This window comes from Alteromonas sp. 07-89-2 (genome assembly GCF_013113925.1).
Lineage (GTDB): Bacteria > Pseudomonadota > Gammaproteobacteria > Enterobacterales > Alteromonadaceae > Alteromonas > Alteromonas macleodii.
Genome location: NZ_VTYM01000022.1, coordinates 37,287 through 58,547 on the forward strand (window position 1 = coordinate 37,287; position 21,261 = coordinate 58,547).

At 44.9% G+C, this 21,261-nt stretch carries 20 protein-coding genes and 1 pseudogene; 4 read left to right on the forward strand and 17 right to left on the reverse strand.

Annotation, left to right across the window (positions count from 1 at the left end; all coding sequences use genetic code 11):
- Position 1 precedes the first annotated feature (1 nt).
- Positions 2 to 688 (reverse strand): histidine phosphatase family protein, encoded by a 687-nt coding sequence (locus F0261_RS14280; protein WP_171338293.1) that lies wholly within the window; start codon positions 686 to 688, stop codon positions 2 to 4.
- Positions 689 to 1,026: 338 nt separating this feature from the next.
- Here F0261_RS14280 and F0261_RS14285 point away from each other — a divergent pair, with 338 nt between their 5' ends.
- A complete protein-coding gene (locus F0261_RS14285; RefSeq protein ID WP_171338294.1) occupies positions 1,027 to 3,657 on the forward strand; it encodes a TonB-dependent receptor in 2,631 nt (876 codons plus the stop codon).
- Here F0261_RS14285 and F0261_RS14290 read toward each other — a convergent pair.
- The 3 genes from F0261_RS14290 to F0261_RS14300 form a co-directional block, all read right to left on the reverse strand.
- On the reverse strand, positions 3,654 to 4,646 hold the full coding sequence (locus tag F0261_RS14290; protein WP_171338295.1) for an XdhC family protein: 993 nt from the start codon (positions 4,644 to 4,646) through the stop codon (positions 3,654 to 3,656). The genes F0261_RS14285 and F0261_RS14290 overlap by 4 nt on opposite strands.
- A gap of 27 nt (positions 4,647 to 4,673) precedes the next feature.
- A complete protein-coding gene (locus F0261_RS14295) occupies positions 4,674 to 5,351 on the reverse strand; it encodes a DsbA family oxidoreductase (RefSeq protein WP_171338296.1) in 678 nt (225 codons plus the stop codon).
- Positions 5,352 to 5,433: 82 nt separating this feature from the next.
- Entirely contained in the window at positions 5,434 to 6,249 is an 816-nt protein-coding gene (locus F0261_RS14300) for an SGNH/GDSL hydrolase family protein (protein WP_156086514.1), read from the reverse strand.
- A gap of 83 nt (positions 6,250 to 6,332) precedes the next feature.
- Here F0261_RS14300 and hemN point away from each other — a divergent pair, with 83 nt between their 5' ends.
- A complete protein-coding gene (hemN, locus tag F0261_RS14305) occupies positions 6,333 to 7,706 on the forward strand; it encodes an oxygen-independent coproporphyrinogen III oxidase (protein WP_171338297.1) in 1,374 nt (457 codons plus the stop codon).
- Positions 7,707 to 7,708: 2 nt separating this feature from the next.
- Here hemN and F0261_RS14310 read toward each other — a convergent pair whose 3' ends face one another.
- From F0261_RS14310 to moaB, 7 genes are all read right to left on the reverse strand, one after another.
- The gene (locus F0261_RS14310; RefSeq protein WP_171338298.1) at positions 7,709 to 8,950 is read right to left on the reverse strand and encodes an ATP-binding cassette domain-containing protein; all 1,242 of its coding nucleotides are present in this window, start codon (positions 8,948 to 8,950) and stop codon (positions 7,709 to 7,711) included.
- Position 8,951: 1 nt separating this feature from the next.
- A complete protein-coding gene (gene modB, locus F0261_RS14315; protein WP_171338299.1) occupies positions 8,952 to 9,647 on the reverse strand; it encodes a molybdate ABC transporter permease subunit in 696 nt (231 codons plus the stop codon).
- Positions 9,648 to 9,649: 2 nt separating this feature from the next.
- Positions 9,650 to 10,882, reverse strand: coding sequence for a molybdate ABC transporter substrate-binding protein (gene modA, locus F0261_RS14320; RefSeq protein ID WP_171338300.1), 1,233 nt, complete (start codon positions 10,880 to 10,882; stop codon positions 9,650 to 9,652).
- On the reverse strand, positions 10,864 to 11,337 hold the full coding sequence (locus F0261_RS14325; RefSeq protein WP_171338301.1) for a molybdenum cofactor biosynthesis protein MoaE: 474 nt from the start codon (positions 11,335 to 11,337) through the stop codon (positions 10,864 to 10,866). The genes modA and F0261_RS14325 overlap by 19 nt, the downstream gene beginning before the upstream one ends.
- A gap of 2 nt (positions 11,338 to 11,339) precedes the next feature.
- Positions 11,340 to 11,588 (reverse strand): MoaD/ThiS family protein, encoded by a 249-nt coding sequence (locus F0261_RS14330; protein WP_061095255.1) that lies wholly within the window; start codon positions 11,586 to 11,588, stop codon positions 11,340 to 11,342.
- Positions 11,589 to 11,742: 154 nt separating this feature from the next.
- On the reverse strand, positions 11,743 to 12,222 hold the full coding sequence (gene moaC, locus F0261_RS14335; protein ID WP_014949774.1) for a cyclic pyranopterin monophosphate synthase MoaC: 480 nt from the start codon (positions 12,220 to 12,222) through the stop codon (positions 11,743 to 11,745).
- Positions 12,219 to 12,725 carry a molybdenum cofactor biosynthesis protein B gene (moaB, locus tag F0261_RS14340; RefSeq protein WP_171338302.1) on the reverse strand — a complete coding sequence of 169 codons (507 nt, stop codon included), beginning with the start codon at positions 12,723 to 12,725 and terminating at the stop codon, positions 12,219 to 12,221. The genes moaC and moaB overlap by 4 nt, the downstream gene beginning before the upstream one ends.
- Before the next feature lie 124 nt (positions 12,726 to 12,849).
- On the opposite strand from moaB, the gene F0261_RS14345 reads away from it, so the two are divergent.
- Both F0261_RS14345 and F0261_RS14350 read left to right on the forward strand, forming a co-directional pair.
- Positions 12,850 to 13,620, forward strand: a complete 771-nt coding sequence (locus F0261_RS14345) for a HesA/MoeB/ThiF family protein (RefSeq protein WP_168463345.1) — start codon at positions 12,850 to 12,852, stop codon at positions 13,618 to 13,620.
- A 90-nt stretch (positions 13,621 to 13,710) separates the two neighbouring features.
- Positions 13,711 to 14,829 carry a succinylglutamate desuccinylase/aspartoacylase family protein gene (locus tag F0261_RS14350; protein WP_171338303.1) on the forward strand — a complete coding sequence of 373 codons (1,119 nt, stop codon included), beginning with the start codon at positions 13,711 to 13,713 and terminating at the stop codon, positions 14,827 to 14,829.
- 298 nt (positions 14,830 to 15,127) lie between these two features.
- On the opposite strand, the gene F0261_RS14355 is transcribed toward F0261_RS14350, so the two are convergent.
- From F0261_RS14355 to F0261_RS14380, 6 genes and pseudogenes are all read right to left on the reverse strand, one after another.
- Complete coding sequence (locus tag F0261_RS14355; protein ID WP_171338304.1) at positions 15,128 to 16,645, reverse strand: hypothetical protein; 1,518 nt, start codon at positions 16,643 to 16,645, stop codon at positions 15,128 to 15,130.
- A 5-nt stretch (positions 16,646 to 16,650) separates the two neighbouring features.
- Entirely contained in the window at positions 16,651 to 17,163 is a 513-nt protein-coding gene (locus F0261_RS14360) for a YdcF family protein (protein WP_171338305.1), read from the reverse strand.
- Positions 17,164 to 18,280: 1,117 nt separating this feature from the next.
- A pseudogene (locus tag F0261_RS20245) lies at positions 18,281 to 18,418 on the reverse strand (NADPH:quinone reductase); the annotation flags it as partial.
- Between the two features lie 48 nt (positions 18,419 to 18,466).
- Complete coding sequence (locus F0261_RS14370) at positions 18,467 to 18,907, reverse strand: PaaI family thioesterase (protein WP_171338306.1); 441 nt, start codon at positions 18,905 to 18,907, stop codon at positions 18,467 to 18,469.
- Positions 18,908 to 19,190: 283 nt separating this feature from the next.
- The gene (locus F0261_RS14375) at positions 19,191 to 20,198 is read right to left on the reverse strand and encodes a zinc-dependent alcohol dehydrogenase family protein (RefSeq protein ID WP_171338307.1); all 1,008 of its coding nucleotides are present in this window, start codon (positions 20,196 to 20,198) and stop codon (positions 19,191 to 19,193) included.
- Between the two features lie 46 nt (positions 20,199 to 20,244).
- On the reverse strand, positions 20,245 to 21,252 hold the full coding sequence (locus F0261_RS14380; RefSeq protein WP_171338308.1) for a zinc-dependent alcohol dehydrogenase family protein: 1,008 nt from the start codon (positions 21,250 to 21,252) through the stop codon (positions 20,245 to 20,247).
- Positions 21,253 to 21,261: the final 9 nt, after the last annotated feature.

A 21,261-nucleotide genomic window follows, 5' to 3' on the forward strand; every position in this document is an offset into this window, starting at 1 on the left:
TTTAGCTGTAGGTAATGGCGTGTAACCTGTCAATCACATCCAGGTGAGGTACGCTGTTGAAGTTATTAAGGTGAACGCCTCGCGCATTGGCAAAGCATTGAGAAAAACTGGCATTTCGGATCTGCAAATTCATATTCACAACGGTGGCCGCATCGTAGCCAAGAATGTGTTTGAGCATCATGGCAATTGCACCGCCAGAACTCACAACGAGAACACGCTTCGCATCTATACTTTGAAGGTGCGTGAGCATACTGTGAACTCTGTCTTCGAACTGACCCCATGTTTCATCAAGGAGTTCATGCGCCAATTCGTCTTGCGACCAGGCAAGCATTGCTTTCTTTAGCAATCGGTAATATTCAGAAGGCGAAGCACCTTCAGGTACTTTTGCTTCTGGGTAGCGTGTTAAATAGGAGGTAGCCACTGCCTGAAAATTGAATTCATTCAGTGCGCTATTCACTGTAACTTCAGGTAGCGTATAGTCTTCAGTAGCAATACCCGAGGCAATACCTTCTTTGGTTTCGTGATGCCTAACCATGTCGCCAGAGAAAACTGCATCAAATTCAACATTGCGATGCTTGAAATAGTCACCAAGCCAAATGGCCTGTTGCCCACCCAGTTCACTAAGTTTGTCATAGTTCGCTTTGCCAAAAGACGCTTGACCATGTCGCACTAAATAGATGTCTGTCATACCGCTGCCTGATGTTATTAATATGTTAACTTTCAACCAACATACTAAGGAAAACAGCGATATAAGTTTAATTGATATTTTGAATGAGTATGCATCATGTGAAACTATTCACTGCCAAACATCTGTTCGCTTTTTGCACGTTGCGAACAAAATTTGACATGATAGCTTCAAATGCGTGCAATATATGTTCATTAGATTGTATAGTGAAAAAGCACGACACGACGTCATAGGGAAGTTGGCGTATTTAAGATGTAAAGGACTGTACGCATTTGGACGCGACCTTGTCGTGATTAATTTTGTTTAAAGCCCACCGCTTTTGAAAAATAAAAAGAACCAAAATGAAGTCACTTACACACGCTTTGTCTTGTAATAGCTCAAGCATATCTACACCCCAAAACGCCATTACGCGTTGCCTGTGTAGTTCGCCGTTTATTGCCTCTATTGTCTCGTCGACACTTGCTTTGGCTCCCCACGCTCACGCCGATGAGAATGCTCTATCTACTCCGCATAACAAAAAGGCGCTGGAACACATTGTTGTACAGGCGCAAAAGACCAGTCAAAACTTGCAAGATGTGCCCGTTGCGGTCACTGCGCTTTCAGGTCAAGACCTAGTTGAAACAGTTAGCCGAGATGTGTTTGACCTGCAAAACTACGTACCTGCTTTTGGCGCGTTTCAAAATCAAAGCGTAACAAATTCAGGGTTTTCAATACGCGGCATTGGCACGTCTTCACAAAACTTCGGCTTCGAGTCTTCGGTGGGTTTATACGTAGATGGTGTGTACCGTGCACGACAAAACGCGTTAATTAACGACTTAGTCGATATTGAATCTATTGAAGTGTTGCGTGGGCCACAGGGCACACTATTCGGAAAGAATACCGCCGCTGGCGCAATGACGTTAACTACGGTCGCACCTTCACACGACGAGCGCGACGGCTTTGCCGAAGCCATCATCGGCAATGATAACTTGGTTCGTTTGAGTGCTGGCTCATCGTTTTCGCTTATCGACGATGTACTTGCCATGCGAGTATCTGGCTTTAGTTCTCACAGTGACGGTTTCATTAACGATGAGCGCAGCGGACAAACCCTAAATAACCGTAACCGTTCTGCGATAAAAGCACAGTTGCTTTACACTCCAACAGATGAAATTAGCGTGCGACTTATTGCTGATTACGGCGAGCTAGACGAACGATGCTGCGGCGCACTTACTTTTCAAAACAACATTCAGGCTAATGACATAGCGGGTAAATTCGGCACTGATGCGCTGCTGCTACAACCGCCGTTTAATGCAACTATTTACGGGCGCGATAACTTTTATGACTATAAAACCTCGCTGTCGCAAACTCCCCTTTCAAAAATGAAAGACAAAGGACTATCAGTTCAAGTAGATGTGGCATTAAACAAAGCATGGGATTTAGTGAGCATAAGCGCGTACCGCGCGTTTGACAGCTTAGATACGGTAGATACCGACTTTTCTGATGCGGACCTTCTTACTGCCACTAACGACGCCAAGCAGCAATCGTTTTCTCAAGAAATTAGATTACATTACACCAGTGAAGATGTGCGCGGTTTAATAGGTGTTTACTATTACAGCCAAAACTTAGATCTAACCTTTGATACTACCACGCAAGATGATTTTAGCGTGTTCTTTAATGCCGCCGCGCCCGATCTGCTGCCTTTGGCTAACGCCATCAACGAGCTATCTGCAGTTACATCAGGCTTTATTGCGCCTGCTGCAGCCCCCGCGCCGTCCGGTACTACTTTCGCGCACAGCGCCAATCAAGAGCAAGACAGTATTGCTTTATTCTCTCAGCTGGATTGGCTGTTAAACAGTGATTTCACCTTAACAACGGGCTTGCGCTATACCCGCGAAGAAAAGTCGATTGTCGGAGCCTACGATGAGCAAGGGCCTGGTATTGACGGACTAACTCAAGACCCAGCGCAATGGCCTAATGTAGGTCGTGCTGTAGTTGGGTTACAAAACATCGCTGCTGCGTTAGCGGCGGGACAAGCTCCTACAGCACAGTCCCTTAACGCAATAGCACCATTTCAACAAGCGGGCTGGGGATATTTTTTCTTGGGATCTGCAGCGGTTATGCCGCGCCCTGACTTAAACGAAGAGCTTGATGATTCACAGTCAACCGGCACGGTAAAACTGGCTTATCACCCTAATGACAACACGCTAACCTACGCTAGTTTTGCGACTGGTTACAAAGCTGGCGGTACGAATACCGACAGAATCTTACCTTCGCTTAGCCCGCTTTTTGATGCTGAAAAATCGCGAAGTGCTGAAATAGGTATAAAACACGATTTTGAAGAATACGGCGTGCGCGTAAATGCTGCGGCGCACTATACACAAATTAGCGACTTTCAGGCGACGACCTTTACCGGAACGGGGTTCAACCTGCAAAATGCGGGCGATATCATAGTAAAAGGCATAGAGCTTGAAGCCACATGGCTAATGACAGAAAGCACCGAATTACATGCAGTTGCGTCGCGCACATTGGCGAATTTTGATGAGTTTAAACGCGGTACCTGTTGGGTAGCGTACACGTGGCACACCGGCATTGACGACCCGGGCCGTGTGGAGCCAACCGACCCGTTCTGTTCAAGAGACGGTGACCGCGTAGGCTTCGAGCCTCAGAACTCACTGTCTCTTATGCTGAATCACTATTTCGAAGTTGGGAATTATCCTGCCTCCGCCAGTATTGACTACCAATACACGGGCGACGTATTTCTTGATGATGCGAACGACCCGTACAAATACGCTGACGACTTTTCATTATTTAACGTTCGCGTAAGTTTCACTATCCCACAATGGGATAGCGAAATTATTGCGTGGTCGCGCAACGTTTTCGACGAAGAGTACGTTGCGCGAAGTGGCTTTGATGTACCCGTACAAACCGGAAAGATCATGGCCTACCCAGGCGCGCCTAGAAGCTTTGGCGTTACCTTCAGAAAGTCTTTCTAACGCTTTAAATGTGTAGGTTTGGTATGAAACACCGCATGGCACTGAGCAATAACAGACAGCGCTATATGCTCTGGTAGCTCACCACCAATGTCGAAACCAGCGGGGCTTGCGAAATACTGAGTAAAGTTGGTATCGCCAAGCCCGGCTAAATCCATAATTTCCTGCTTACGGTGCAGTGGCCCGAGCATTGCCGTATAGGTTAACGATTGCTTGCTTAGCACCTGCAGCGCCTTTGCATCAATTTCTCGATGATGGGACATAAGCACCGCCGCTTGAATGTTATGTTCGCCCATGTGAAGACGTAAGCCTTCAGTAGACGGGTCTTCAATCAAGTAATTTACCTCGGGAAAATGTTCAAGTCTTGCTTGTGCAGGCCTTGGATCCCAAAGGCTGACTAAATAGCCCTGCAAACTAGCAAGCTTAGTCATAAAGGTAGCGTCGTACCCACCTCCAACAACAAGTAGGTGGATAGGCGGCAGCATCAAAACCGACAACATGCGCTTGCCATCAACGGTGTCTAGCAAAGCTTTTCTAGGTTTAACAGAATGGTCTTCCAATTCCGTGCAATCACCCAAAGTACCGTCTACAGCGCAGCGCCACTCACACGCTTTTCCGTTTGATAAGCTTTTGCTCACCACATCTAATGATAGATACTGGTTACTCTCGTTAACTGGAACGAGTGCTAAGTGCACCACACCGCCGCATCCAACACCTAGTTTAAACGCGATGTCTTCTTCATCTTCATCATCGTAAACTGCAGTTCGACTAACGCCGTCCGTCATTACTCGCTGGGCTTTTTTAACGATATCACTTTCTAAGCAGCCGCCGCTTAATATACCTAGCTGATGCCCTGCATCACTAAACAACATCATAGCGCCGGCTTTTCGATAGCATGAGCCTTCTGTTTTAAAAATGAAACCTAGCACCCATTTGTGCTTGTTTTTAAGTGGAAGCCACTGGGCCAACAAATGGTTAACGTGATTACTCATAACTACCTCTAAACCCTTTTAACCTGCTTATTGCTGTGATGCCGCTTGGGAAATAAATGCAGCCAATGTTGCTGGCTCTTGTGCCCCGGCTACGCCCTGATTACCAATGACAAAAGTAGGTACACTCTGAATACCACGCTGCATCCAAATAGTTTCCTCCTCACGCACTGCTTGCGCGTATTTTTCACTTTTAAGCGCTTGTTCAGCTTCAGACTTATCAAGGCCAATAGTTTGTGCCAACGTTACTAGAACACCTAGATCATTAATGTTTTTACCGTCTGTGAAGTAGGCTTTAAATAAGGCCAGCTTCATTTCTTCTTCAAGACCGTTTTCTGCAGCAAAGTGAATAAGTTGGTGAGCCTTAAACGTGTTCTGCATGCGAGAGTCGTCAGTAAAGTTAAACGAAAAGCCTAATTGCTCGCCCGCTTCTACTAACCGTGCTCGGTTCTGCGCGCTTTGCTGCTCACTAATGCCGTATTTTTCCATTATGTGCTCGCGAAGGTTTTGCCCTTCTTCTGGCATATTGGGGTTTAGCTCGAAGGGGTGAAACTTAATATCCACTTCAATGTTATCAAGGGTTTTAATGGCTTCTTGCAAACGCTGGTACCCAACAATACACCATGGACATACTACGTCAGAAACCATATTAACTGTTACACTCTGCATACCGCTCGCACTTTGTACACCTTGCTCATTTGCTGCCATGATAGGCCTCGCTTTATTGATTTCATGAAGATATAAGGGCTTAGATAAGGTTACAAAAAGAAACTTCAACCCCACACTGCGATTATTTCGTCGCAGTTACATCAGTTTCTGCTGTGACTTTTGTTGTCGTGCCCATTGTGGTGCTGTAAAGCGTGGAGAGTTTTTCAAGGGCTGAGTGTGCCCATATTTCATAGCCTTTCGTGGAGGGATGAAAGCCATCTTCTGCCATCAAACCACTTTGCTGAATATCCGTCATAGTTCCGCTCACATTAAGTGCACTAACATATAATATGTCTGCGTTAGCCCGGGCTGTTACGCTATCAGCCAAAGCTTGGTTTAGTATCCACGCGCGGTAACCTAATAGTGCACGCAAAGGTTGCGGAAGCGCTGGAAAGCAATGAATTGGCGGTAGCGCAGTAAATAATATTGTTTCGCACCCAAATTTATCTGACAGTAGCGTACTAATAGCATCGATGTTTTGTCGCCACCGTTTCAACGGTACAAATTTGGTCACATCGTTAACACCAATAGAGACGAGCACCGATGAAAAGTGCTCGGCAGGCATTTCATGAAGAAGCTTGAGCACATCTTCACTTTTAAAACCTGTTTTAGCATTCAACGTCACTCGCGTTGGCCCATGCTTAACAAGGTTTGAGTACAGCAGACCTGTGAGTGCCCCCATTTGCGTCGTTGCACCAACACCAGCGGCGGCAGAATCGCCTATAACCAAAACGTTATTAGTTAGCAGCAATTTACTATCGGCAGAGGTTAATACCCGCTCGCCGTCGGGCTCTGGTAGTACAGCGGTCTTCTTCCTCACCCACAATGCTTGAAGCAAAATGACTGGAAGAAGTAAAACAATTATCAGGTTTAATACCAAAACCTTGAAGTAGATCAAATCAGCCTCCTAAGCAATCCATTAAGCTTTAACCATCGAATTGAATTCGCGCCTAGATATCTACATATGAGTGCAGAGCCAATATGACAATAATTGCCGTACAACAACGTCCTGTATCAATCATTACCAAATATGCGTTGAATGCTCCTCGCTATACCTCTTACCCTACTGCACTTAAATTTGAACCGCTACAAGATGACATACTTCCACAAGCACTTGCAGTGTCAAAAGCGCCGGCAGTAAGTCTCTACGTGCACATTCCATTTTGCAAAACGCTATGCTACTACTGTGGCTGCAATAAAATGGTGACGCGTCACAATGAAAAAGCGGACGAATATTTAGATTACATAGAAAAAGAAATTCTGTCTAAGCGTTATTTAACTGACGGCAGGCGTGCAGTTTCTCTGCACTTGGGTGGCGGTTCACCCAGTTTTTTGAGCGAGACTCAGCATACTTATTTAATGTACCTGCTTAAGAAACACTTTACCTTTGAAGCAGGTGCTGAACTGTCAATTGAGTTAGATCCCAGAAATATCGATAAACGCTATCTTCAAAACTTAAAATGTCTCGGCTACACACGCATTAGCTTTGGTTTACAAGATACTGATTATAATGTTCAGAAAACCATAAATCGCATACAAAGCACGTCTCACATTGCCGATTTAGTATTCGAGGCTCGGTCGCTGGGTTTCGACTCAGTCAACTTAGATCTAATTTATGGTTTACCGAATCAGTCAATTGAAACGTTTTCATCAACCATCGCCGCAACAAAAGCCATGATGCCAGATCGTATTTCGCTTTTTAGCTATGCACACCTTCCCGAGAGGTTCGCAGCGCAGCGTAAATTTGCTGAAGAAACACTGCCAAGTAGTGAAGAAAAAGCGGCGCTTTACAAGCTTGCCGTTAACAGCTTTACAAACATAGGTTATGAAATGATTGGTCTTGATCATTTTGCCTTAAGCAAAGACTCACTGGCTATTGCGAAAAATAAAGGCGAGCTTCATCGCAACTTTCAAGGCTATACTTTACGCGGAGACACCGACCTTATAGGGTTCGGCGTATCAGCCATTAGCACGGTAGGTAATGCCTTTGCGCAAAATGCTAAGGAGCTAAAAGAATATTACCGTCGCTTAGACAGCCACCTGCCCAATGCGAAAGTTGGTCTGTCATTAAGTGTCGACGACCTTATTCGCAGAGACGTGATTTCTAGCTTAATGTGCAATTTAGCGGTAGATAAGCAAGCAATTGCCGACAAGCACCACATCATTTTTGATGAATACTTTGCTTCAGCCTTAAACAACCTTGAAGAACTTAAAGAAGACGGTCTTATCGAAACGACATCTCGGTATATTCGAGTGCCAGAGTTTGCTCGCATCTACATTCGGGCTATTTGTGCGCGTTTCGACGCTTACTTGAACGCAAGTGAAATACTCAGTAGCTACTCCAAAGCCATTTAAACCTAGGGCAATTTAAACCGCGCAATCACTTGCATTCCTACATCAAGCTTAAGACGCGATAGAGAGATACAGCTAATGCCGGCATAAAGGGTTTGGTTACTGTTTAGTACATCAAGTTTTAACAACACTTTCGCGCTGTTTACGGTCGCTAGCTTTTTAGGGATTAGCTTTGTATCTGTGAGTTTTGTGTCTGCGTTATTTTCTTGCACGTTCAAAGGGCTGAGTGGATTCGCCACGGGCTCGATACTGGATATAACACATGGCAGCGCATTTAAAATACTGATTGTTCTGGTGTTGCCAAAGTCAGCAGTATTGGTATCGATACTTACATCACAAGCTTTAACTGCAAAACGAACAGGTACTTGGTCACCGCTTTGCTGAGGCAAATAGGAGACCGATTCTGCAGTGACGAATATCTCTTGCCCCGCTACCTTAACGCGCTCAATACCGTTTTCCGACTGGCACTGCTCATTGCCTTGTAAGGGCAAAACACGTTGACTTTGTTGCGTTTCGCTACCGTGTTTATAGCTGACAACGGCGTTTTGTGACTGGTTGCTGTCGTGTGCTTCGCTTTGCGCAGTAACTTTAAATCCCTCAAGTACACTAGACGGTGTCGCAAACCCTTCTTTTTCGAATACTTGAGTTAATACATCGCGCGTTTTTCCACAAAGCTCGGTGCGGCCTTGGTCAATAAAAACCAACTCATCGCTGAACAAGGCAAGGTCATCTAAATCGTGAGAGATTACAAGGCAGGTGAGCTTCCCCGACACACACAAATTGTTCAAAAACTGGTAAATTTTGCGACGGGTAAAGATATCAATTGCGCTTAACGATTCATCTAGCAATAACACATCTGGTCCATTGACCAACGCACGCGCAATCGCGACCCGCTGCGCTTCTCCACCAGAAAGCGCCTGAACAGGCTTATCGATTAAATGTTCGCAATAACAGCCGCGCAAGCAGGCGTCGATAGACATTGCATTAGGACTTGCGTGACGCTGCGCCAAGGCTAAATTACCGCGCACATCGGTATGGGGAAATAACATAGGTTGCTGAAAAACGATACCGACCTTTTGAGAGGTCCACGGCGTTTGCACACTTGCGCTTTTTTCTACGCCAGCTAGGGCGCGAAACAGGCTGCTTTTTCCCGCACCTGATGGACCGGTAACCCCAATGAATCGGCTTTGCGGCTGCAATGAGATTTGTGCGTTAATGCGATTAGAAAGTCGCGCAGATATTTGCATGTTAACGCGCCTCATCACTTCGTGTGATACCGTTAAAGCGATAGAGCGCCGCAAGCATCACGAATGAAAAAATAAGAAGGGCCAAAGCAAGGTTGTGTGCACTGTTATATTCCAACGCTTCTACCTGTTCATATAGCGCGATAGACAGCACCTGAGTTTCTCCAGGAATATTGCCACCTATCATTAATACTACGCCAAACTCGCCTATGGTATGTGCAAAGCTTAAGCCTAATGCCACCACGATGGGCGCTTTGCTTAAAGGCAGCACTATTTTTATAAAAGCTTCAAAGGCCGAAAACCCAAGCGTTTTTGCTACATCTAAATAACGGTTATCCAATTGCGAAAAGCCGCTGTACAAAGGCTGAAGAGCAAATGGAAGCGAGTAGATAACAGACCCCAATACCAAGCCTTCAAAGCTAAATGCTAAATTGCTCCCGGTGAGGCTTTGCCATCCCTGCCCCAACGCACTTTGCGGTGAAAAAGCAATAAGTAGATAAAACCCCAGCACAGTTGGCGGTAAAACCAAAGGCAACGCGAGTATCGACATAACCAAAGGCTTAGCTTTGCTCTGCCATTTCGCTAAAAACCACGCTAGCGGCAATGCGATTAACAACAACAAACCACTGGTTATAAAGGCCAGTTTCAAGGTGAGTAATATGGCTTCAAGTGTCGATGCTCCGAAGAATTCTGTAAGCATACTTAGTTACCGACGCCCGATGCAATGGTAGGTTCATAGCCCCATTCAATTAAGCTGTGCTGCACCCCTTGCGACATTAAATACTGTACGAACAGGCTGGGTGATGACACTCCATTAGCGTCACTCAAACGAAACGCTCTGGTTGGCTCAACGTCGTCGTTGTGAACATGCTCATCAACTGGCGCTGTCGCATTTTTGATTGGAAGTGGTTCGAACAGATTCGGAGATAATGTAGCTACCGTTTTACTGTTAATCACCAACGACTGAATGATGGGTTTATATAAGGTTTCAGGTACTGGGACGATAACCGTAACAGCATCGGCGCTTTTGGTATTCACAACACTGTTAAAATTAGAAGGCAAATTAGAGGATAAGTCTGCGGGCAAATCTAAGGCCAATGAGTACGCAACGAACGCCCCTTTCACGCTGCCGGTGGTATAAAACTGCAAGGTTTGTAGCACGTTTTTACCCATCACTCTGTGAGGTAAAAACTGTTGCCATAAGGATAAGTTTTGCAACGTCTGTTGCGCAGCATCACCATAGGGGGCCAGTTTAGGATTTGCGATAGCTACCTTGTTTTGTGGATTTTCCATTAATTGAACAAGCTGCTTCGACAAGCAATCGGTAAGCTGAACGTTTATTTGTGCAGTTGTGTCTCCAGTAGATGAGCGCGCGATCTGCTCGCAATTCCTTTCACCGGATGTCTTACTAGATATTTCACTGAATGCCTCACTTGATAAGCCGCCAGCATAGACAAACGCCAGCTTGCCTTTAGCGTAGTCCACCAGATTGCCGTGGTGAACTACGTTGTTATCAACCAATGCTTGCGGCCGAGCGCGATCAGCAGATAAAAAAACGTCAAAGCTAGCACCATGTTGAATTTGCGCATACAAAGTACCGCTAGAAGATACCGTTACCGCGACTTCTATGCCGGTTAGCTTAGTAAACTGCTCGGCAATACTCTTTAGCGGTTTTGCAAAGTTTGCCGCAACGGCTACGTTAATTTTTTCGTCGCGCTTGAAATTTACTGACTGGTTTTGTTTTTCGGCACTAATAACGCTCCCTTCATTTACATTATTATTTGCCGCTTCAAAACTGCTTGCATGTGCCACAGAACTTGAAAAAGCCGTAACGCCTAGGGCTACACTTGCACTTACCAAAATAAGCATGGCCAAGTTAACAAAGCTTGAAAGTCGCATTGCTAAAGAACAAACCATTACTTTTTGCGCATCCACTTAAGTGCCGCTTTATCGTCAGATGCTTTCGCCGCAACCCATTCAGATTTATCGCCCTTAAATTCTTTTTTCCATAGCGGTACCGACTGTTTAAGCATGTCCATTAAGTAGCAGGCAGCGTCAAACGCCGCCTGGCGGTGGGGAGCGGCGGCACCTACCCATACAATTTGTTCGTTATTATATATGCGCCCTACTCTGTGCAGTGCGCCAGCACTGTTAAGTGAAAAACGTTCGCTCGCTTGTTCAACCAGAAGCATTAACGCTTTTTCAGTCATGCCCGGGTAATGCTCTAATTCGATGCCGTCTATGTCGCCAGCGTTATTAAAATCTCGCACTAGCCCAGTAAAAGTAACAATCGCGCCGGTGTTGCCGCAGGCCTTCTCATCTGCCGACTGTTTTAGCCTAGCGTAAAGCTCTCCTTGGTCGAAATCTTCAACTTGAACTAGCGCGAACATAGCTAGCCCCCTGTCACAGGTGGAAATAGCGCCAGCTCATCACCGTCGCTGAGTACTGTTTGCAGGTCGCAAAGCTCTTGATTACAGGCAGTAAGCACACTACCCTCTAGTGCTAATGCCCACTTGTCACTACGCGTTTTAAGCTGCGATATCACGGTCTCAATAGTGCTGCTCTCGCTTATATGGAGCGCGATATTGTCCTCTCCCGTAATCTCTCTGGTTTGTGCGAATGTTTTTACCGTTACCTGCATGCTTTGCCTGTTATCTACGTTGTTAAGGTTGCTTTGTGCGCGCTAATTAATCTTTCCAAGCCTCGGAAATACGTTGAGCCTAAAGTGCGTTGCGTCTTGAATGCTTGTTCGCTTTATACACGTTACTTTTTTAGCTCACTGGCCTTTAATTGAACTAGGTGTCGGACTGCCAATGGCCTGTCTTACCGCCTTTTTTCTCCAGTACCCGTACCCCTTCCATGTGCATGCCAGGGTCGATGGCTTTGCACATATCAAACAAGGTTAACAGCGCCACATTTACACCCGTGAGCGCTTCCATTTCAACGCCGGTTTTACCGCTTAGCTTGCAATAGCAGGTGGCTTGAATTCGATTTTGGTCGGCCTGAATGTCGAAGTTTATATCCACCTTTGACAGTGCCAATGGGTGACAAAGAGGAATAAGATCGGCGCAGCGTTTCGCCCCTTGAATACCCGCTACACGGGCAACTGCAAATACATCGCCTTTTGCAATTTTTGATTCAGAGATTTGGCGAATAACGTCTTCGCTTACGTATAAAAAACCTTCTGCTGTGGCTTCTCGCTTGGTAACGTCTTTGTCGCTAACGTCGACCATATTGGCTTCACCGCCAGCGTTTAAATGGCTAAAGGTGCTCATGCTTCCACCAAATGCTTCACAAAGTTACACGGTCTAAAGTCGGCATCAAGTTGGCTAGAAATAATCTTTTCCCACGCTGTGCGACACGCCCCTGTTGAACCTGGCAGGCAGAAAATCACAGTATTATTGGCAAAGCCCGCTATCGCACGAGATTGAATGGTTGATGTGCCAATCTCTTCATAGCTAATTTGACGGAATAGCTCGCCAAAGCCGTCGACTTCTTTGTCGAACAATACACTGATGGCCTCTGGCGTTGAGTCACGGTGGGTAAAACCTGTACCACCGGTAATTAATACAGCGTGAATGTTTTTATCGGCAATCCATTTCGACACCACGGCGCGCTGCTGATAAATATCGTCTTTCACCAAATCGCGATCGTAAAGGTTATGGCCAACCGAGGTAAGCGCCTCTTTCAAGTAGTCTCCCGACTTGTCGTTTTCGAGGGTGCGCGTATCTGAAATAGTGAGTACGGCAATATTAAGGGGTTGGCTGACAACTGACATATGAAATCCTAATTTGATATGCGACATTTTGGCGGTTTTTGATAAAGTACCAGCCAAAATACTATTTGGTAATCACTTTATAAGGGTGCATGCCATGAATTCAACAACTAAGTTGGCATAAACTATGTCTAAAAGCCTAACTCATCAGCAGGCTATGCGTTATAACCGCCATATCGTGCTTCCAAAAGTGGATCTAGACGGTCAAGAAGCGCTGCTAAACGCCAATATTTGTATCATTGGTATTGGCGGGCTTGGCACCGCGGCCGCCACTAACCTTTGCGCCAGTGGCGTGGGCTCTCTTACACTTATCGACCACGACACTGTTGAGGCCACCAACCTGCCAAGGCAAACCTTGTTTAGCGAACAAGATGTAGGAATAAGTAAAATAGAGGCGGCTAAAGCGCGGCTTAGTGCAATAAACAGCGACTGCGACATTACCGTAATAGCAGAACCGTTTTCGGCGCCCAGCTCTACTCAGCTTTCACCAGTATTAAAACAAGCCATAGAGCGTGCTGACGTTGTGCTAGATTGCACCGACAATACAAACTCGCGAGATTTAATAAACCTACTGTGTTTTAAACTAAATACCCCGCTAGTATCGGGCGCGGCCATTCGCTTTGAAGGCCAGCTTTTCGTCGCTATACCCGGTGAGAGCCGTTGCTATGCATGCTTACGGACGCTATTTGAATCGCCCGATTTAAGCTGTGTAGAGGCAGGTATATTCTCGCCAGTGGTGAATATTGTTGGTACTTACCAAGCGATGCTAGCTATGCAAGTATTGATGGATTTCGATAATATTCCTAAAAACACGTTAATGACGTTTGATGCTCTGTCGCACGAGTGGCGAAACTGGAAGTTACCTAAAGGCGTAGATTGCGAGCTATGTGCTTGTTAAGTTTATGTGCATTTGCGGTATAAATTCTAAAAACGTGATTAAAAACAACAGACTAAAACAAAGAACAAGACAGAAAATAGGTTGATTTAAATGACAACCCAAGTAGTGAAAAAACACATGGTAGTGGCGCAAAACGCGTCTGGACGTAACATGAACGTGCCAATTTATCGTATGAAGGGCGCGCGCCCTGGCCCCACTGTGTATATTCAAAGTTCTATTCACGGCGCAGAAGTACAAGGTAACGTGGTTATTTACCATCTTATTCAGCGCTTAAAAGACATGGATATTTGCGGCGAAATTATCCTAGTGCCCAACTGTAATCCCATTGGTACTAACATTAAAGCCGGTGAGTACACATTAGGCCGGTTCGATCCTGTGAACGGCACAAACTGGAACCGCGGCTACTTCTTCGATAAAGGTGCAGTTGAACATTTCGCCAAAACAGTCACCCGCGAAGAGTCAATTGAAGGCATAAAACAACGTTTTCGTGCTCACTTGTCTAACGCTATCGACAACAAATTGGCTGAACCATGGGGTTTAGGCTTGGCACAGCAGTTAAACCTAAAGCTACAGCAAATGGCGGTCAACGCCGATTTCGTGTTAGATCTCCACAACGGCCCGGTGTCTACCCGCCACGTTTATATTCCCGAATACGCCAAAGACAGTGCTAATCTGTTTAACATTCCTCACTGTATTTTTATTCCAAACGTATTTGCGGGGGCGTTGGACGAAGCGACGTTCTGCCCATGGTGGACACTGCAAGAAAGCATAAAAACTAATTTAGCGCGTGAGGTAAGCTTTAACGTTGAAGCGTTTACGCTTGAAATGGGTAGCCAAGAAGTTATCGACTTTAACGAAGGTAATATAGACGCCACCAGTATTCTTAGCTACTTAAACGCCAAAGGCGTATTGCACGAATGCGATATTAAACCGACAGAAATGAAGCGTTTAGGCGTGTATTTAAAAGACTATAAAACCCTGTTTACTAACTGGGGCGGCATGGTGGAGTACATGGCGAAACCAGGCCAAACGGTGAAGAAAGGCGAACCACTGGCGCAAATTTTAAATATTGACGATCTGGATACCGACAACGGCAGCAGGACCTTAGAAGCGCCTTGCGATTTGATCCCTATTCTGCACTTCCCGTCGGCTTCGGTATTGAGTGGGACGCAGCTTTACAAGGTGTTTACTAATTATAAGGAGTTGTAGGTTTTTGTACGCAAGTTGATGGAGTAAAACTTTATTCAACATGACCTAACCAAAGTATTTAGTGCGTTCACAAATTTATCATATTCATACAAACAAAGTGCTTAACGAACCAAAAAGAACTCCAACCCTAGCTCGTTTTTGGCCATTAAAAAGCTAGAGCGACCGTCCGCTTAACGTACTCGTCACCTCCACAGCGTCAGAGGCACCTTGAGACAAAGAGCAGACTATAGTGTCATCAGCCAAAGTCTCAAAACTGAAACACGTTAAAAAATACTAACGTGTGCCAATGATTACTCATTCAATGTTTTTTCCCAAGCTCATAGACATTGAGTTCATTGATTAGTGGGTGATCATAACCAGTTTCAGGTCGAACTTTAGTTCTTCTCCCTGTCAAGTTGGCAGAGCCCCATTGTTCTATTTCGCTAGCTTTATTCTCAGAAAATGTGAAATCTACCCTTCCGTAATTGTCAACAATCCCTAGAACCAAACCAAAGTTTTCGTTTTCATTTAACGGCGGTCGAATGACTGCGACTAAGCGGTTACCATTTAACTCGATGTTTTCCTCATCAAAAAACCTCTTGCGCCGATTGACCAATTCGTCCGAATCAGTGGATGACCAGAAGAAAATCTCAAATCTATCGTTGACGCCAAAATATTGTTTCCCACCCCAATTATAATGTGTTGCACCAACATTTATTCCAACATTGTCGACTTCTCTTAGTGCTATAAAACTGCGTTCGACCACGTCAGTTCGCAATTCTTCACCTCGAGCAAAATATGTAATTTCAAGTTTTAGCCATTCATTACCAAAGTCTGCACCGGCAAAATCTAAATTCTGTAAACCGAACTTAAGTTCAAAGCCTCCTTCTTTATCGAGGAAACGAGTTGTTTCATCCTTCATCCAACCATTTATGTAAATAGGAATACTGTTGACTGAAACTTGATATTGGAAACTGTCTGCATTTTCAGGAAGGTTTAGATTTTCAGAGCTAATTGAAAATGCCACATACGTCTGCTGAGATTCTTTAAACTGTCGTTCCAGTGTGTCAATAGAAGGAGTTACCCATCCTTTTTTGACACTATCCGCTGCATGTGCTTTAGAGAAAAACCATGGCGTATCGATTTTGGCGTTTAGTTGATCACATATCTCAATACTACGAGAGTCCTCCGTGAGGTTACAGGAGCCGTCACTACATTGTAGTTTAGCTACAATGGGGTCAACATTGATTCTCTTAAAGCACATTTTGAACCTAGGAACCTCGCTGGGATTGCCTTGAAAGCTATTGCTAATTTCTCTAACAAAAGTTCCCATATACTTGTCTCCAGCTCCAGACAATTGCCTCTCTTTCACCTCGTACTCTACCCAAAGCGCCCCTAAAAATTTTGTTGGGGAAAGCGGATAATCTGAATAAGTTGAGAGCGGGTTTGCTTGAGTGAATCTCAATGTATCTAAGCTTATATGTTGGTCACCTCCCCCAGTGTAGAGTGGTGCTGAAAAAGCAATGTCAAAAAGTGCTGGTTTGGGTGGAGGTGAAATTAGATCTGTTTTCAGTAACATGAAAATCAAATAAAAGCCGCCCGCGGCACCTGATGCACTGATACTTTTTCCAAGTATGGGGCTGTTTTTTAGTTTTACATTTACCGCTGATTCCAGAATACCAAACAATATGATGGCAATCCCTGTCGACACCAGGCCAAAGGAAACTGTCTGCGGCATGATATTAAAATATTCGTTAGAGCCTCCAAGCACAATAAATAAAATTGCTAGACCTGCAAAAAAATAAAGGTTTTTATTTGCACCATTTTCGTTAGCCATAATTTTTATCTCTCTCTAAAGAGCTTTCTTCCTAAAATTAGCGTAACGTCGTAAAAAGTCGCAATTAAGTCTCGAAACCACATGTAGAGCCAATTAATAGTCCCAGTTTTTTGTCTTCCGGAAGTTATCCACATAGGTATGGCTTCAATACCTAAGAGACGCATTAATAAGCTGATTCTTATAACATGATAGTTATCGCTACAGACACATACTTTACTCTCGCTTGGCAACAGTTTTCTTGCTGCGTATACTGACTCAAGGGTATCTGTAGAGTCCTCATCACTGACAATACAATCTTGGTTGATACCTGCATCTATCAATGCTTTTTTAATTACAGATGCCTCGGTGGGTATTCCCTCTTGTGTGCTTCCTCCAGTAACGAAAAACAATCCGTATCCAAAGGTTTCATTGATATCCAGAGCTCCTGAAATTCTTCGAGCAAGGCTTCCACTAGGAGTCCCGTCTTCGAGAACTCGAGAGCCAAAAATAGCAATGTACACTTGAGGTTCAAGTTTCATGGACGAACTTCTAAATGGCCAAGTTTAGTAATGGCTACGCTCGAATAACTCGCAAGGAGTTTACCCGAGTCAATGCTTGTGTATTTTGTTAAAAAAATGGAGAGAGCAATGTTAAACATCCATTGATTGAAGCGAGTATCCCTTTTAATGGTTTTTAGACAAGTTTCAAATTGGTCAATACAGCAATAGGTACGATTCGGGTGAAACAAATTCAAAAACGTAGGGATTGTACTTGTAACACAGGTGATTGGCCAAATGCACTTTAAGTGCGTGAGCAGAAGTTTGGAAAGAAAAATAGTTAACACAATATGACGCTCCCTATCCGGTTAACGAATATGTTGGAACCTCAAGAAATCGATTTACCTATTAATGCACCAAAACCAAATTTTAATTTCATCGCAACTTTCTTTCCAAGTGATCTTACGCTACATCATCGAAGACTCCAATGCAACAATGATGACAAGTTTTCCCTTACCGTGATTTTGGTGGAACAATTAGTACGTTGTTTCATGCAATGACTATCGAGCATTAGCTCATTACAATCTCAGCTTGCAGTGGGTTTTGGCCTTAGTCTACTAACGTTTGAGGTGAAAAATTAATTACCCCAAGGTCTGCTTTACGTACACTTCTGCAGTTTAATTACAAATATTTAAACGGCAGCTTTTGGCACAATTCCGAAGTTTTGCTCATTTTATTATTATGCCATTCAACTTGACTGCCATACTTGTGGTTCCTACTAAGTAGGAGACAACCTGCGGCAATTCGAATCCATACACCTTGGAGCAAAGATCGCATAATCGGGCAGAAGTAACCTCTTCAGATATCACATATATGGGGCATCCGAACTCGATTAAAACTTGAAGGTTGGACGCGTGACCTTGCACTGTTCAATCTTGGTCTTGATAGCAAGCTACGGGGTTGTGACCTCGTTAAACTAAAAGTTTCAGACGTCGTTTGCGGACCTTCTGCGCTGATGCGTACGAATGTTGTTCAGCAAAAAACAGGTAGTCTTGTCCAATTTGAAATAACACCAAACACTGGCGAATCGATTTTGGCTTGGGTGAAGAAAGCAGAATTAAAAGCGTCTGACTACCTTTTTAAATCTCTTATACACGGTGCTGAGCCCAACAACTTTGACCGCAATACGTACATCAGTGGCCTGCAAACTTGGACTCGCGAGCGAGTCAATAGTTAATACCTCGGGACCACCTAATTCATGGAAACGAACAGTTCGAATTAGTTTTCTTGGGCTCATGTGCATCCTCAACAATAACCTTTTAAACGGAGTCAAGCTTTCAGAGAGTTAATTATTTTTAATATTCTCACTTCGTTCCGATGTATAGGGCGGTATAGAGTATGTACCCACAGCATGTGCTACTAAATCACTCACCCCCTCAGAGTACAGAGAAACCTCCCCAACCACGAGAGTACGGCCGACTTTTATCAGAGAACATTCCGCAATGATTCGCTCATTTGCCGATGGCTTACGTAAGAAGTTGATGTTAAGGCTAGTTGTTACTGCCAATGGCACGATGCCAATTTTACCAAGTATCGCCACATAAAGTGCCACATCAGCCACACTCATTAAAACAGGCCCCGAAACCGTTCCGCCAGGACGTAATTCATCCTGACCTACGTGATGAGATACAGTCGCTCCACCATTGCTCACTGCTTCCACAACGCATTTGCTTTGTGGAAACTCCGATTTCATGAAAGCGATAACTTCTTCTTTTGTAGCTGTCATTGAGACTCCTTAAATATTTATTCACGTTTATAGGCACTTGGTGAAGCGTTGCTCCAAGACTTCTATACCCCATTGTAAGCCTAGTTTCTCTTCCACCAATGCAGAGCCCTGACTTTCGTACAGAAGCTAGAATTTTACCGTCCCGTTTGATCGTCCAAATCTCATTGCTTGGGTTATCTAGCCTTCCAATAAATTCCGCCATGCTACTCGCCACTGAACACGCAAATTCCCAACCAATATCAGCCACTGACTGAGTTAAGAGACTAGCGGAAGCTACGAACTGTTAATCAAGTTCGACCACTATTTTACCAATCTGCTGATTGGACTCCAGATAGTGATGCGCTGCTACTATCTCTTCAAATTTAAAGCTTCGATCAATGACAGGCTTGAGTGTTCCCTCGGATAAACCCGAGTGGATAAATTGCTTTGCTCTACGAAAACGCTCGATGTCTTTTATAACTTCAGTAAACACATACCCCCTAACTGTCAGACTTTTACGAAGTGCTATTTTTAAGGGAAAAGGAGTGACTTCGGGACTTAATGCTCCGTGTGCTATTATTGTTCCTTCAGGGCTCATTGCTTCAGCAATTTCAGCTATCTGCGGCCCACCGACAGCATCAAATGCGACTTTTAAATTGTTTGCTCCCAAGATGCTTATCAAGCTATCCAGCAGCGGTTCTTCTTGGGTTGCAATCACATGGGCCGCGCCAGCCTTGAGCACAGCAGCCTTTTTAGCTCCTGTTAAAGTTGTAGCGATAGGGATACCCCCCAGAGCATTCACAATTTGAATCGCAGCCAATCCAACACTGCTCGATGCGGCGGTTATCAGTACTGCATCGCCTTTTTGCACGTTAGCAATTTCGACCAAAGCGCCATAAACTGTCAGGTACTGCATCCAAGCTGCTGCGCCTTCGGCAAAGGTTAGCCCTGCTGGTTTGAGTGCCACATATTCACTTGGAACGACAATCTCTTCTGCGTAGCAGCCATTCTGAGAAAGCCCCATCTGAGGGACAATACAAACCTCGTCCCCAAGGCGTAAGTGATTTACCTCTTCCCCGACTTCAATGACTATTCCGGATGCTTCATAGCCGATTCGCGAAGGGAAGTCAGCCTTTTCTATATAGCTGCCTCGCCTAAACATGGCATCAGCACGATTGAGCCCAACAACTTTGACCGCAATACGTACATCAGTGGCCTGCAAACTTGGACTCGCGAGCGAGTCAATAGTTAATACCTCGGGGCCACCTAATTCATGGAAACGAACAGTTCGAATTAGTTTTCTTGGGCTCATATGCATCCTCAACAGTGACTTTTTAAGTAATTACAACAATGACTTTTTAAGCAATTACATCAATAACGACTTTACCCATGGATCCCAACTCTACGGCATTATGTGCATCCATTGCCGTGTCTAGGGAAAAGCGTAACGGATCGAGTAGTGGCTTAATTTGTCCAGCTTCAACAAGAGCCGTAATTTGCCGCAGAATGTCACCATGATGTTTGCGCCCCTCTCCGCTGAGCTGTGGGTGTAACACAAAAATCGCTGACAATGTTGCAGAGCGTAATGACGACGGTGCCAGGTTATGTGAGTCGAATGCAGCACAGCTTAAAATGTGCCCATAATGTGCAATGATACCTAATGAGGCATCGAGTACAGAGCCACCGACAGTGTCGTAAACGATATCGAACCCTTTGCCTTGGGTGTATGCGTCCACGTAGTCGGCAGGGCTTACAGTGTGATAATCAATCGGCGTGGCACCAAGCGTCTTGAGCAGTTCTTGTTTTCCAGTCGATGCAGTGGCATAAACGTCGGCACCTAAGGCCTTAGCAATTTGCACAGCTAAATGCCCAACTCCGCCAGCTCCACCTTGAATAAGGACTTTCTGGCCCGCTTTAACATTCGCTTTGTCAACCAAACCTTCCCAAGCGGTAAGTGCAACCAGAGGTAAAGCCGCAGCTTCACGCATGGACAAATTTTTCGGTTTGAGAGCAAGTAACTCAGCATCTACGTTGGCATATTCAGCTAATGATCCTTGCAATCCTCGCACTCCGCCAGTCAGACCATAAACTGCATCGCCTACTGCAAAGCCGGTGACGCCGTCGCCGATAGCAACAATTTCTCCAGCTAAATCGGTGCCAAGTACTGCGGGTAATTCCGGCATGGCATAAGGAGCGACACCTTGGCGGATCTTGTAATCAATAGGATTGACTCCACTTGCAAATATTTTTACTTGCACCTGACCTGCTGATGGAGAGGGTAAGTTAATCAGGGCATCCCGGAATACTGTACCCTCTTCATAGCTATCTAATACCAAAGCACGCATTTGTCTGTTTAACGCTGTCATCAATAACCT